Below are 14,174 nucleotides of genomic sequence, written 5' to 3'. Positions count from 1 at the left end.
TTGAAGGACCTATCGCATGAGCCGCCTGCCCATCCACACTGTTGATTCCGCCCATCCCGAAGCCCAGCCGCGCCTGCAGACGGCGCTGAAGAACAATGGCTTCCTGCCCAACCTGATCGGCGTGCTGGCCAATGCCCCCACCGCGCTGGAGATGTACCAGGAGGTCGGCGCCATCAACGGCCGCACCAGCCTGAGCGCCGGCGAGCGTGAAGTGGTGCAGATCACCGCGGCAGTGACGAATGGCTGCGGCTTCTGCGTGGCGGGCCATACCGCACTGACGCGCAAGAAGAAGCTGCTGCCCGACGAGGTGGTGGAGGCGCTGCGTGGCACCAATGCCATCAACGATCCCAAGCTGCAGCAGCTGGCGCAGTTCACGCTGGCCGTGATGGAGCACAAGGGCAATGTGCCGGACGAGGATCTGGCTGCCTTCCATGGCGCCGGCTACAGCGAGCAGCAGGCGCTGGAAGTGGTGCTGGGCGTGGCGCTGGCCACGCTGTGCAATTACTCGAACAATCTGGCGCGCACGCCGATCAACCCCGAGTTGCAGCCTTACGCCTGATGCTGCACCGGGTGCCTGGTGGCGGCACGCCCGAGGCGCGGCCGGCATACCGGTACTAGGCAGTTGCGACGCTATCGCGCCTGCCCGTTTCCCCCCGAATGATCTGATTGCAGGCACCCGCCGGTGTGGGTGCCGGGGTGGCCTTTGCCTTGTTGGCCGCCTGCTGATGAAGGAGACATCATGTCCGACGCCGCTCAACTCCTGCTGGGACAAGTCCGTTCGCATGTGCGGACCGGCCTGCGTCCGCTGGTGGAACAGATTGACCGCCAGGGCCTGTACCCCGAAGCCTGGCTGCGCGAGCTCGGTGCGCTGGGTGGTTTTGCCGCGCTGGCGCAGCCGGAGCAGGGGGGTTCCGGCCTGGGGCTGGCGACGCAGATCGAGCTGATGGCGGCCGTGGGTGCCGAATGTGGTGCGACTGCCTTTACGCTGTGGTGCCAGGGCACGTTTGCCTGGTATCTGCGCCAGAGCGGCAATCCGGTGGCGCGCGAGCGCTATCTGCCGCAGGTGCTGCGTGGCGAGCTGCTGGCGGGCACGGGCATGTCCAACACCGTGAAGCACCTGAGCGGCATCGAGAAGCATCTGCTGCAGGCGGAGCCGGAAGCGGGCGGCTATGTGGTGAGTGGTAGCCTGCCCTGGGTGTCCAACATCGGGGAAGAGCACATTTTTGCGGCCACGGCACAACTGGGTGAGGGCGGCTACGTGATGTTCGTGGTGCGTGGCAATGCGCCGGGCGTGACGCTCAAGCCCTGCCCCGAGTTCTGCGCGCTGGAAGGCACGCGCACGCTGAATGTGCGCTTCGACCAGGTGCACATTCCCTTTGCCGACGTGCTGGCACAACCGAACGAGTTCAACGCCTTTCTGGGGCGGGTGAAGCCGGGCTTCATCCTGCTGCAGATCGGCATGGCGCTGGGCGTGATCGAGGGCAGCCTGAAGCTGATCCGCGAGAGCAACCTGACGCAGTGCGTGACGAACGCCTGGCTGGATGACCAGCACGACGACCTGCAGGAAGAGCTGGATGCGCTGCGCGTGCAGACGCGGCAGCTGGCGCAGCAGGCGGAGGCGGGCACGGTGGAGATCCTGCCCGTGCTGCAGGCGCGCCTGCACGCGAGCGAGCTGTCGCTGCGTGCGGCCCAGTCGGCCGCGCTGCATGCCGGTGCGCGCGGTTACCTGATGCGCCATGCAGCGCAGCGCCGCAGCCGCGAGGCGCTGTTCGTGGCGATTGTGACGCCCGCGCTGAAGCAGCTGCGCCATGACATTGCGGTGCTGACGGCAGCCAATCCTGCGGCATTGGTTCCGCATGCAGCGGCGGCCGGAAACGGGGCTGCGGGCAGGCAGCGGGCGGACGCCGAGCAGGATCCGGCCAGGCAAGCTCCATGCGTCGCAACCGAAACCCCGGCCGTTTGAAGGAGTTTTTGATGAGCCAATGGATGTGCATTCCCTGCGGAATGATCTACGACGAAGCCGCAGGCATGCCCGAGCACGGCATCGCGCCGGGCACCCGTTTTGCGGATATTCCGCACGACTGGACCTGTCCGGATTGCGGCGTCGGCAAGGACGATTTCGTCGAGATTCCGGACTGAGACGGGGAGCGCTGAAGCATGACACACGCTGCCATGGTGCTGGAAGCACGCGACATTGCCCTGGGCTACGCGCAGGGGGATGGTTCGCACAAATGGGTGCTGCAGGATTTTTCGCTGGCGCTGCAGCCGGGCGAGCTGGTGTCGCTGCTCGGGCCGAGCGGGGTGGGCAAATCGTCGCTGCTGCGTGTGCTGGCGGGTTTGCAGCAGGCGCAGCGCGGGGAAGTGGCGCTGTTTGGACAGCCGCTAAAGCAGCCGCATCCGCGGGCAGCATTCGTGTTTCAGCAGGCCTCCCTGTTTCCTTGGCTGAATGTGCGCGAGAACGTGGCCTTCGGACTCGATTTCAGGCATCAGCCGGAACTGGACAAGGCGGAACTGCAGCGCCGGGTGGATGCAGCGCTCGATGAGGTGGGGCTGGGCCATGCGGCTGCGGCCTATCCGAGCGAACTGTCCGGCGGCATGGCGCAGCGCGTGGCGCTGGCCCGTGCGCTGGCGCGCCAGCCCAGGGTGCTGCTGCTGGACGAGCCTTTCAGTGCGCTGGACGAGGTGACGCGGGCCGAGATGCAGGAACTGCTGCGCACCATCGCCACGCAGCACCAGGCTGCGGCGGTGCTGGTGACGCACGATATCGACGAGGCGCTGACGGTGTCCGATCGCGTGCTGCTGATCGGCAACAGCCCGGGACGGCTGATTGGCCAGTGGCAGTTACAGGCACCGTTCCCGCGCCAGGATGTGGGCTTGCAGATGAATGCGTTGCGTGTGGAGATTCTGCAGTCGCTGCGTGATTCGCGTCTGCAACGCCAGCAGATCGAGACCGTCGAGTACGTGATCTGAGGAGCATGCCTTGAACCGCCGCGAATGGATGAAACTGGCTGCGCTGTTTACAAGTGCCGGCAGCCTGCCACTGCTGCAGGCCTGTGGCCAACGCCATGCGATGCAGCCGGACGCTCCGCTGCGCATCGGCTATCTGCCGATTACCGATGCCACGCCCCTGCTGGTGGCGCACAGTCGCAAGCTGTTCGAGGCCGAAGGCGTGGTGGTGGACCAGCCGGTGCTGTTCCGCAGCTGGGCGCAGCTGGTGGAGGCCTTCATCAGCGGGCAGGTGAATCTGGTGCACGTGCTGTCGCCGATGACGGTGTGGGCGCGCTATGGCAGCCAGTCACCGCTGAAGGTGCTGATGTGGAACCATATGGCCGGCTCGGCGCTGACCGTGCAGCCGGGCATCGGCAGCGTGGCAGACCTGGGTGGCAAGACCGTGGCGATCCCGTTCTGGTATTCGGTCCACAACGTGGTGCTGCAGTATCTGCTGCGCAGCAACGGGCTGGAGGTGACCGAGAGCGATACGCCGGGGCCGCACCAGGTGCGCCTGATCGTGATGGCGCCTTCGGACATGGTGGCGGCGCTGGCGGCGAAGAATATTGCCGGCTTTATCGTGGCCGAGCCTTTCAATGCGGTGGCCGAGAACAAGGGGGTGGGCAAGGTGCTGCGCTTTACCGGCGATGTGTGGCGTGACCACGCCTGCTGCGTGACGGTGGCGCATGCCCATGATGTGGAGCGCCGTCCCGACTGGGTGCAGAAGGTGACGCAGGCGCTGGTGAAGGCGCAGCTGTGGACGCTGGACCATCGCGTGGAGGCGGCGACGTTGCTGTCGAATGCGGGCGCGGGCAAGTACACGCCGCACCAGCCGGCGGTGCTGGGCAAGGTGCTGGCGCCGCCGCAGGCGGACTGGCAGCGCTACGTCGACAGTGGGGCGATCCGCCATCCCGAGTGGAAACAGTCACGCATCGATTTTCAGCCTTACCCCTTTGCCAGCTATACCGAAAAACTGGTGGAACTGCTCAAGCAGACCCATATTGCGGGTGAAAACCTGTTCCTGCGCGACCTTGACCCTGCACGGGTGGCCGGCGAGCTGGTCGACGAGCGCTTTGTGCGCAGTGCCATCGAGGCAACCGGCAGTCAGGCCCGCTTTGCGCTGCCAGCCAGCTTTGCACGGCAGGAAACCCTGCTGGCGTGACAACGGAAGTTCAGTTCATGACAAGTACGACCCTGCCTCTTTCCACACCGGCCGTTGTGGCTGCTTCTGCAGACGCACAGACTCCCGCAGCTGGCGCCATTGCCGGAGATGCCGGCGGCCCCAGGGCTTCGGGCTTCCCCGGTGGCGCTGCAGCCCGTCATTCCGGAGGTTTCTCTTCTGCCTTGCGCGCCGCGCTGGGCCTGTTGGTGCTGTTGCTGCTGTGGCAGCTCGGTGCCTGGCTGCTCCAGCAGACCATGCCGATCGCCAGCCTGCTGGCCCCTTGGCCGACTTTCAAGAGCCTGGGCTGGCTGCTGGGCAGCGGGCAGCTGTGGGCGCATGTGTTTGCCAGCCTGCAGCGCGTCCTGGTGGGGCTGGTGCTGGCGCTGATGATCGGCGTGCCGCTGGGCCTGCTGATCGGGCGTTCCCGGGCGGTGGAACAGGCCACTGGCGGCGCCTTCCAGCTGCTGCGCATGATTTCGCCGCTGTCGTGGATGCCGATCGTGGTGATGCTGTTCGGCGTGGGCGATGCGCCTATCTATTTTTTGCTGACTTTTGCGGCAGTCTGGCCGATCCTGCTCAATACCAGCGCAGGGGTGCGCGCCATCGATCCGAACTGGTTGCAGCTGGGGGCTTCGCTCAGCGCGACGCGAGGCGAGATGCTGGCGCGCGTGATTGTTCCCGCCGTGCTGGGCCATGTGCTGACGGGCTTGCGTCTGGCCATCGGCATCGTCTGGATCGTGCTGGTGCCGTGCGAGATGCTGGGGGTGAGCAAGGGGCTGGGCTATTTCATCCTGGATACGCGGGATCGGCTGGCGTATTCGGAGCTGATGGCGGTGGTGCTGTTCATCGGGCTGCTGGGCTGGCTGCTCGACAGTCTGGCGCGCCGTCTGCACAAGCGCTGGGCACACGGCAAAGCGTAAGGTCGCAGTAGCGCTCGGCAGCGGAATGCTTCGCCGGATGTGTCTGCGTGAACGGCACCAGGCCGCGCATGGAGATCAGGCTGCCTTCTGTACCGGTTCGCTGAACGTGACCAGCTGCCCCGGCTGCGCCCGCAGCGCGACACGATCGCCCACCGCATGGCTCATGTCGGTGGGCATTTCGGCCAGCACGGTTTCGCCGGTGGGCAGGCGCAGGGTGTAGAGCCAGTGGCTGCCGCGGAAGGCCTTGTGCAGCAGCTCGGCCTGCAGCGGCGATGCGGCGTCGTGCACGATCTCGTGGGCGCGCAGCAGCAGGCAGGAGTCGCCGGCGGCCAGCGGGCCGCTGATGGCGCCGAGCGGGGTCTGCATCCAGCCGGAACGTGCGGGATCCTGCAGGGCGGGCACCAGCATGCCCTGGCCGATGAACTGGGCGACAAAGGCCGTGGCTGGCTCGCGGTAGAGCGTGGCCGCATCGGCCCATTGTTGCAGGCGGCCCTGGTAGAGCACGCCGATGCGGTCGCCCATGGCAAAGGCCTCGTGCTGGTCGTGCGTGACCAGCAGGGCGGTGGTGCCGTGGCAGCGCAGGATGTCGCGCAGCTCCTGCGCGAGGCGGTCGCGCAGGCCGGCGTCGAGGTTGGAGAAGGGTTCGTCCAGCAGCAGCAGTTGCGGACGCGGGGCCAGCGCGCGGGCCAGGGCTACGCGCTGCTGCTGGCCGCCAGACAGTTCGTGAGGGTAGCGCAGTTCCAGCCCGCCCAGTCCGACCAGTTCCAGCACTTCAGTCACGCGGCGCTGGCGTTCTGTCCTGGGCAGGGCCTGCAGCCCGAATGCCACGTTGCGGCCGACATCCAGATGCGGGAACAGGGCGTAATCCTGGAATACCATACCCATGCGGCGCTGTTCCGGGGCGACGGCGTAGCCCGGCTTGCTGATGACTTCGCCCGCCAGCGTGATGCTGCCGGCAGACACCGCTTCCAGCCCGGCCACGGCGCGCAGCAGCGTGGTCTTGCCGCAGCCCGAAGGGCCGAGCAGCACGCCGATCTGACCGGCCGGCAGCGACAGGCTGACGTCCTGCACCGCAGGGGCAGGCTGGCCGGGGTAGTGCACGCTGAGGGAGTCTATAGTCAGTTGCATGGGCGATGGCGAAATCTGGAAAGCGGATCGCAGAATTATAGATTAAATGAATATAATTCTCATTAATTATCATGCGTGATCCATCAGCTTTTTCCATGCCGGCCTCTGCCGGGGGTGATCCACCCGCGCAGCAGGGCGCTTCGTTTGCAGCGCCGGGGCGCTGGCGTGCTTTGTGGGGAGCCTGGCTGGCGCGCGTCTGGCTGCTGCCGGTGGGTGTGCTGCTGGTGCTGCCGGTGCTGGCTGTAGTGGCGGCGGCATTGCAGTGGAATGCCGAAAGCGCCGATATCGTGCGCGAGATGGCGCTGACGGTGCTGCCGGATTACGCCTGGACTTCGCTGTTGCTGTGCGTGCTGGTGGCCATCGGCACATTGCTGTTGGGGCTGGGCAGTGCCAGCCTGGTGACCCTGTTCGATTTCCGTGGACGGCGGCAGTGGGAGTGGCTGCTGCTGCTGCCGCTGGCCATGCCGGCCTATGTGAGCGCCTACGCCTATACCGATTTCCTGCAGTTCAGCGGGCCGGCGCAAACCTGGCTGCGCACGCTGCTGGATGCCGAAGGGCGCATGCTGCCCGAGGTGCGCACGGTGTGGGGGGCGGCCTTCCTGTTCATCGTCACGCTCTATCCCTACGTCTATCTGCTGGCGCGCACGGCGCTGCTGGAGCGGGCTACCCATCTGATGGAGGCGGCGGCGATGCTGGGTACGGGCTTGCGCACGCGCATTCTGCGCGTGGCGCTGCCGCTGGTGCGGCCTTCGGTGGCAGCGGGAGTGGCGCTGGCGCTGATGGAGGTGCTGGCGGACTTTGGCGTGTCCAGCTATTTCGGCATCCAGACCTTTACCGCGGGCATTATCAAGGCCTGGGTTGTGATGGACGACCATGTGGCGGCGACGCAGCTGGCGCTGGTGCTGCTGGCGACGGTGGCCTTGCTGCTGTGGCTGGAGCGGCGCGCGCGCCGGCGCATGCGCTTTGCCAGCAGCCGTGGCCAGCGCCAGGGCGGCTCGCAGGGCAGGGTGCCGGTGCTCAAGGGCATGCAGGAAGCGCTGGCACACGCGCTGTGCGCGCTGCCGGTGCTGCTGGGCTTTGTGCTGCCGGTGCTGATGATGCTGCGGCCCCTGCTGCAGGGACTGGAGCTGGATCAGGAGGTGATGTGGGCGCAATTCCTGCCCTGGGCCTGGAACAGTATCCGGCTGGGTCTGTCTGCGGCCGTGCTGGCAACGCTGCTGGCACTGGCGCTGGCGGGCAGCGCGCGGCTGTTTCCCGGCCGCATGACGGGCGGCTTGCTGCAGCTGGCCTCACTGGGCTATGCGGTGCCGGGAGCGGTGATTGTGGTGGGCCTGCTGCTGCCGGTGGCGGCCTTGCAGGCCTGGCAGCCCGAATGGACGATCGGCGGGCTGGTGACGACGACGGTGCTGGGGGTGCTGTGGGCCTATCTGGTGCGCTTTACTGCCGTGGCGCTGCAGAGCGTGCAGGGCGGCTATGCCCGCATTCCGTCCAGCCAGGACGAGTCGGCGCGCCTGCTGGGCGTGGGCGGCTGGCGTCTGCTGGGACAAGTGCATTTGCCCTTGCTGCGCGGGCCGGTGCTGGCGGGTCTGCTGCTGGTCTTCGTGGATGTGATGAAGGAGCTGCCGGCCACCATGGTGCTGCGCCCCTTCAACATGGATACGCTGGCGGTGTCGGCTTTCCAGCTGGCGCGCGATGAGCGGCTCACCGAAGCGGCTCTGCCCAGCCTGGCGCTGGTGCTGGCCGGGCTGGTGCCGGTGATTCTGCTTAGCCGCTCGTTGCGACGCAGCAATGGGTAAGGCTGGCTGAGTCCGCCCCCTTGGCAGTCGGGCAGGGGAATTTTCCGGACACCTTGGCGCAAGCGGATGAAAACGAGCGTGCAGCTTTCGCTTCAAGCCCGCCAGTGTGATTTGTGTCTCCGAATCAGGCGCGGCGGATCGCCTGTTGTCCCGGTGGCGGCTGCAGCTTGCCTGTGAGTGCATCGCCGATTTCCACCGTGCGGTCGGCATGCATCACGATGAACTCCGGTACTCCCCAGCCTTGCAGGCTGCGCGAAGCCCTTGCCGGGCCGGCCACCATGGCGGCTGTGCCCAGACCGTTGACCTGATCCACGGTTTCGGCCACCAGCGTCACGCCGTGGATGCCGGCCGTCGGACGGCCCGTTTTCGGATCGATGATGTGGTGGTAGCGGGTGCCACCGATTGTGACGTAGCGTTCATAGTCTCCCGACGAGGCCACGATGCCTTCGCGCAGCGGCACGACTGCCAGCAGGCGATCCGGCTGCAGGCCGTCACGCACGCCGATGCGCCAGGGCTGGCCATCGGCACGGCGCGAGGCGAGCACGTCGCCGCCGCCATTGACCATGCAGCCGCGCAGGCCGGATTGTGTGAGGGCATCCAGCCCGGCCTGCAGAATGGGCAGCTTGGCCACGCCGCCCAGGTCGATACGGGCCAGCGGATCGCTCAGGCGGGCACGGGAGGCGCGTTTGTCGAGGTGCAGGGCGCTGCTGCGCGCGTGAGGCAGCAGGCGCCGGATCTGCGCATTGTCCAGCGGGCCGGCGTCGCGATCGGCCTGGGCGGTGAGTTGGCCGAGCAGGGGCTCGAAGGCGCCACCGGTCTTGCGCGACAGCGCCTGGCCCTGCTGCAGCACCTCCAGCATCTCGCGCGGAATGGCGATGCCCGGGCCACCAGCGGACTGGTTCAGCCGGCTCAGGGCGCTGGAGCCGTCGAAGCGGCTCATCAGGCCTTCCAGACGCTGCATGGCCTCGAAGGCTGCATCCACCTTCTGCGCGACACCGGCTTGCGATCCATCGGCCACGGTGATGTCGACTGCCGTGCCCATCAGTGTGCGGCGTGCGCGGTAGGGGGCGGTGACGCCGGCCGAAACCGGCAGCACCACCAGCGGCGCGACGGCGCCCAGCGCAGCCAGTGCGGCGCGCCGGGAGAAGACTGGACTACCCATCATGCTTGCTCTCCATCCATCAGTGACCGGGCGCATGCGGCTCCTGCAGCGCCGGGTTGCGGCGGGTTAACCCTGTAAGGGAATCATATCTTCCACCGTCAAAACACAGGGCACATTCTAATGAGATGGTCTCGACTTGTGTCTGAGCTGTCCCCTGTTGGCGGGATGGGGCGGCAATAGCTTGACTTGTATCAACTGAACGGATTTTGCATCTGGTTGCACATGCCCGATCGCGCTTAGTATGTAAATGGTTTAAGTGCCGGCCGGGCTGGGGAGCTTGGTTACAGGCACTGAACTTTGTCAAGGAGCGTGTCATGAGCGAGGAAACGAGCAAGATATTGGGTGCTGTCAGCGGTCTGGGCCGTCGTCGGTTTTTGCACTCTGCAGCGGCCGTGGGCGTCAGCGCAGTGGGCGCGGTCGGCTTGGCCGGCTGTAACGACAAGAAGGGTCCCGCAGGCGGTGCAGCCTCCGGTGCCGGTGCGGCAGCCAGCGGTGGCGGCGAGCACAAGGTCGGCGGTGCCGGTTCGGTCGAGGTCAAGCCCGGCCAGCTGGATACCCACTACGGCCTGTGGAGCAGCGGCCATACGGGCGACATGCGCGTGCTGGGCATTCCGTCCGGGCGCGAATTGCTGCGCATTCCCTGCTTCGTGCCCGATCCGCTGATCGGCTGGGGCCTGACCAACGAGTCCAAGGCCATCATGGGCACCAAGCCGGATGGCTCTCTGCAGTACACCGTGGCGGATACCCACCACATCCATGCCTCGTACAAGGATGGCATCTACGACGGCAAGTACTGCTGGATCAATGACAAGATCAACGCCCGTCTGGCGCGTTTCCGCCTGGATTACATGATCTGCGACAAGATCACCACCATCCCGAACATCCAGGGCTTCCACGGCATCTTCCCGGACAAGCGCGATCCGGTCGATCCCGCCATCAACCACACCACGCGCGTGTTCTGCGGCCAGGAATTCCACGTGCCCATGCCCAACAAGGGCAAGGACGTGAATGATCCGACCAAGTACCACTGCCTGTTCACCTGCGTGGACGCCGAGAGCATGGAAGTGCGCTGGCAGGCACGCATCGACGGCAACTGCGACCTGGTGGCCACCTCGTTCGATGGGAAGCTGGCGGCCAGCAACCAGTACAACACCGAGAATGGCGTGCACTTTGCCGAGATGATGTCGGCCGAGCGCGATGCCTGCCTGTTCTTCAACATCGCCCGCATCGAGCAGGCCGTGAAGGATGGCAAGTTCATCACCATCGGCGACTCCAAGGTGCCGGTGGTCGATTGCACGGTGGAAGCCAACAAGGATCCGAAGACGGCATTGTCCGTGCGCGTGTCCGTGCCGAAGAACCCGCACGGCGTGAACGCCACGCCCGACGGCAAGTACTTCGTCTGCTCCGGCAAGCTCTCGCCCACGGCCACCGTGATCGAGCTGCAGAAGGTGCTGGACTGGTTCGACGGCAAGCTTGACGAAATCGACAAGGCCATCGTGGCCGAACCCGAAATCGGCCTGGGCCCGCTGCACACTACATTTGATGGTCGCGGCAACGCCTACACCACGCTGTTCCTGGACAGCCAGGTGGTGAAGTGGAACATCGAGACCGCCATCAAGAAGCATGCCGGCGACAAGGCGCTGAACCCGGTAGTGGACCGTCTGGACGTGATGTACCAGCCGGGCCACATCAACGCCACGCAGGCCGAGACCATCGAGGCCGACGGCATCTGGATGGCAGTGGGCAACAAGTTCTCCAAGGACCGCTTCCTGCCGGTGGGCCCCATGCACCCGGAAAACGACCAGCTGGTCGACATTACCGGCGACAAGATGATCCTGGCCCACGACAACGCCGTGCGTCCCGAGCCGCACGACTTCGTGATCTTCAAGCGCGACTGGCTCCACACCAACCAGGTGTACAGCCTGGACGACTTCCCGCAGGGCGTGCGCGAGCCCAAGGAAACCGGTGTCACCCGTGAAGGCAAGAAAGTCACTGTGCGCATGGCCTCCATCGCACCGACCTACTACCCGATCGAGTTCAACGTGAAGGTGGGCGACGAAGTAACGCTGATCCTGACCAACCTCGACAAGGTGGAAGACCTGACCCATGGCTTCGCCCTGCCCGAGTACAACGTGCAGTTCCTGGTGAACCCGCTGGAGACCAAGTCGGTGACGTTCAAGATCGACAAGCCTGGCGTGTTCTGGTTCTACTGCACCAACTTCTGCCACGCGCTGCACCTGGAGATGCGTGGACGGATGATCGTCGAAGCCTGATTTCCCGACAGGGAGCCAAGGCAGACCGGGGCCGGGTTGACAAGGGCCCGCCCCCGGTCTTGTTTGCAAGCGTGGAGTAGTCATGAACTGGTTAAGCATTGCGCGCAGGCTGGCCGTTGCGGTCGGGCTGGCAGTTGCGGCGGCATCGCCCGCACTGGCGTCGACAAACAGCGGCACGGGCGCTGGCGGCTCGCAGGCCTATGAGGCCGAACTGCCGGCCGATCTGGCCACCGCCAAGGACATGTGCGCGCTGCTGCCGTGCAAGGATGTGTTTCCGGGAGCGGCGTCGTTCTCGGAGCGCAAGGGGCAGCCTCCTTACGTGGAAGCCTACGGCGCAGACGGCAAGACCAGGCTGGGCTACGTGATGCTCTCCACCGACATCACCGATACGCCGGCCTATTCCGGCAAGCCGGTGGTGACGCTGATCGGCATGGACAACGAGGGCAAGTTCGTGGGTGTGAAGGTGCTCAAGCACTCCGAGCCCATCCTGCTGCTCGGCATTCCCGAGTCGGCGCTGATCAATTTCAACAACCAGTATGTCGGCAAGTCGGTCAAGGACAAGATCGAGGTAGGCTCCTCGCATGCCGATGACGAGGTGATCGGCGTGGATGCCATTTCCGGCGCCACCGTGACCGTGATTGCACAGAACCAGGTGCTGATGACCTCGGGCGCGGCGATTGCCAAGCAGGTCGGCATCATGGCGCAGACCATCCGGCCGCAGCCCAAGTACGTGCCGCTGGCCGAGGGGGCCGAGCTGCCGGACTGGAACACGCTGGTCAAGCAGGAAGCCGTGCGCCGCATCGTGGTGCAGCCGCAGCAGGTGGGGCTGGACAAGACAGGCGAGCCTTTCATCGAGCTGTGGTTCGGCTCGCTCAATTCGCCCATCGTGGGCCAGGCCGTGCTCGGCAAGAGCAACTGGCAGAACCTGATGAGCCAGCTCAAGCCGGAAGAGACGGCGATTTTCGTGATCCGCACCGCCGGCAAGGAATCCTTCAAGGGTTCGGGCTTCGTGCGCGGCGGCATCTATGACCGCGTGCAGGTGCGCCAGGATGGTGACACCTTCACCTTCCGCGATACCGATGCGCTGAATCTGTACAGCGTGGCGGCCAAGGGCGCGCCGACCTTCACCGAGGCGGCCATCTTCATGGTGCGCTCCAAGGCCTTTTCGGATGCCTACCCGTGGCAGCTGACCTTCCTGGGCAACAAGGTGGACCGCGAAACCGGAACCCGCACTTTCGCCAACTTCGAAACGCCGTACTGGATGCCGGCGCAATACCTGCAGGGCGGCCATCCCAAGATCGAGAAAAAGGATCCGAGCTGGCTCAAGGTATGGAAATCGCGCGCTGTTGAAATCAGCCTGTTCGCGCTGCTGCTGGTGGCCGTGACCGTGGTGTACGCGCTGCGTGATCCGCTTACGCGCCGCTCCACGCACAAGAACAAGTGGCCGGTGAATGCCTTCAAGTATTCATTCTGGATGATCTTCATCGTCTGGGTCGGCTTCATCATGATGGCGCAACCGTCCATCACGCAGGTGCTGACCTGGCTGCACTCGCTGCTGTTCAAGTGGGAGTGGACGCTGTTCCTGAGCGACCCGTTCATCTTCCTGTTCTGGGTCTTCATCTTCATCACCATCTTCGTGTTTGGCCGCGGCCTGTTCTGCGGCTGGACCTGCCCGTTCGGTTCCATCCAGGAGATCATCCACAAGGTGGCCGGCGCCGTGGGCCTCAAGCGCTTCCAGTTCCAGCTGCCGCAGGTCTGGCATGACCGCCTGAAGTGGATCAAGTACGCGGTGTTCTTCGGTCTGGTGGTGGTGTCGCTGTTCTCCATGGGGCTGGCCGAGAAACTCTCGGAAGTGGAACCCTTCAAGACCACCTTCCTGGTGGGCATTACCAACCGCAGCTGGCCGTACGTGACATTCGTGACGGTGATTTTCGGTCTGTCGATCTTCATCGAGCGTCCGTATTGCAAGTACGTGTGTCCGCTGGGCGCCTCGCTGGCGATGCCGAGCACCTTCCGCTGGTTCGGCCTCAAGCGCAAGGCCGACTGCAACAGCTGCAAGGCCTGTGCCAAGGGCTGTGGCGCGCAGGCGATCGACGCCGACGGCCGCATCGACCACCGCGAGTGCCTGCACTGCCTGGATTGCATGATCCTTTATACGGATACGACTGGCTGCCCGCCGCTGGCCAAGGAGCGCAAGCTGCGTGAACGCGAAGGCCAGCCGCTCACCGCCATTGGCAAGAACGGCTACTTCATCCCGATCGTGCCGATCCAGGACGACCGCCAGTTGCAGCACGCCGCTGCGCTGCTGGCGAAGAAGCCAGATCCGCGCCTGCCCACCGAAGTGGCAGTGCCGCCCGTGGCCGAAGCCCGTGGCATCAAGCGCCTGTGGATCGAGATCGTGGACCATTTGTGGCCCTTCAACCGCGACAGCTGGAAAGGCAGCCGCATCCTCACCGCCGTCGGCATTGCCCTGGCACTGGCCGCATCGCTGGTGTGGGTATTGGCCGCGCAGGGCAGTGCTTCGCCCATCATGGTGATCGGCTGGTGGTTTGGATGGAGTGTGTTCGAAGTGCTGATCCGTCTGCAAGGCAAGCGTTACGTGAAGGATGGCCCCTGGTGGGGCACGGTATATCGCCGTGCCAACATCATGGACATGCTGGCCTATGTCGGCTTCAAGAACCTGCTGATCGGTGCGGCGCTGTTCTGGGCGCTGAAGGCCACCGGCCTGATGACGATAGGCTGAGC

11 protein-coding genes are annotated in these 14,174 nt (G+C 65.3%); 9 read left to right on the top strand and 2 right to left on the bottom strand.

What is annotated here, in order from left to right:
• The first annotated feature begins 16 nt into the window (after positions 1-16).
• From ACX36O_RS08765 to ACX36O_RS08740, 6 genes are all read left to right on the top strand, one after another.
• A complete protein-coding gene (locus ACX36O_RS08765) occupies positions 17-559 on the top strand; it encodes a carboxymuconolactone decarboxylase family protein (RefSeq protein ID WP_213361094.1) in 543 nt (180 codons plus the stop codon).
• A 180-nt stretch (positions 560-739) separates the two neighbouring features.
• Entirely contained in the window at positions 740-1,963 is a 1,224-nt protein-coding gene (locus tag ACX36O_RS08760) for an acyl-CoA dehydrogenase family protein (protein WP_488359667.1), read from the top strand.
• An 11-nt stretch (positions 1,964-1,974) separates the two neighbouring features.
• A complete protein-coding gene (locus ACX36O_RS08755; protein WP_091814117.1) occupies positions 1,975-2,139 on the top strand; it encodes a rubredoxin in 165 nt (54 codons plus the stop codon).
• Between the two features lie 18 nt (positions 2,140-2,157).
• Entirely contained in the window at positions 2,158-2,970 is an 813-nt protein-coding gene (locus ACX36O_RS08750) for an ABC transporter ATP-binding protein (RefSeq protein ID WP_488359666.1), read from the top strand.
• Between the two features lie 28 nt (positions 2,971-2,998).
• Positions 2,999-4,150, top strand: a complete 1,152-nt coding sequence (locus ACX36O_RS08745; protein ID WP_371686336.1) for an ABC transporter substrate-binding protein — start codon at positions 2,999-3,001, stop codon at positions 4,148-4,150.
• Positions 4,151-4,167: 17 nt separating this feature from the next.
• On the top strand, positions 4,168-5,070 hold the full coding sequence (locus tag ACX36O_RS08740; protein WP_213361088.1) for an ABC transporter permease: 903 nt from the start codon (positions 4,168-4,170) through the stop codon (positions 5,068-5,070).
• A gap of 75 nt (positions 5,071-5,145) precedes the next feature.
• Here the strand turns inward: ACX36O_RS08740 and ACX36O_RS08735 are convergent, their stop codons facing one another.
• Positions 5,146-6,198, bottom strand: coding sequence for an ABC transporter ATP-binding protein (locus ACX36O_RS08735; RefSeq protein ID WP_213361086.1), 1,053 nt, complete (start codon positions 6,196-6,198; stop codon positions 5,146-5,148).
• A 95-nt stretch (positions 6,199-6,293) separates the two neighbouring features.
• Here ACX36O_RS08735 and ACX36O_RS08730 point away from each other — a divergent pair, with 95 nt between their 5' ends.
• Positions 6,294-7,994 (top strand): ABC transporter permease, encoded by a 1,701-nt coding sequence (locus ACX36O_RS08730; RefSeq protein ID WP_488359665.1) that lies wholly within the window; start codon positions 6,294-6,296, stop codon positions 7,992-7,994.
• A 124-nt stretch (positions 7,995-8,118) separates the two neighbouring features.
• Here the strand turns inward: ACX36O_RS08730 and ACX36O_RS08725 are convergent, their stop codons facing one another.
• The gene (locus tag ACX36O_RS08725) at positions 8,119-9,159 is read right to left on the bottom strand and encodes an FAD:protein FMN transferase (protein WP_488359664.1); all 1,041 of its coding nucleotides are present in this window, start codon (positions 9,157-9,159) and stop codon (positions 8,119-8,121) included.
• 311 nt (positions 9,160-9,470) lie between these two features.
• Here ACX36O_RS08725 and nosZ point away from each other — a divergent pair, with 311 nt between their 5' ends.
• On the top strand, positions 9,471-11,429 hold the full coding sequence (nosZ, locus tag ACX36O_RS08720; RefSeq protein WP_488359663.1) for a TAT-dependent nitrous-oxide reductase: 1,959 nt from the start codon (positions 9,471-9,473) through the stop codon (positions 11,427-11,429).
• Positions 11,430-11,511: 82 nt separating this feature from the next.
• On the top strand, positions 11,512-14,172 hold the full coding sequence (locus ACX36O_RS08715; RefSeq protein WP_213361081.1) for a NosR/NirI family protein: 2,661 nt from the start codon (positions 11,512-11,514) through the stop codon (positions 14,170-14,172).
• Positions 14,173-14,174: the final 2 nt, after the last annotated feature.

Source organism: Brachymonas sp. KE5 (assembly GCF_057773645.1).
Note: the sequence above shows the minus strand (reverse complement) of the source record. Positions and strands in the feature narration are given on the sequence as shown.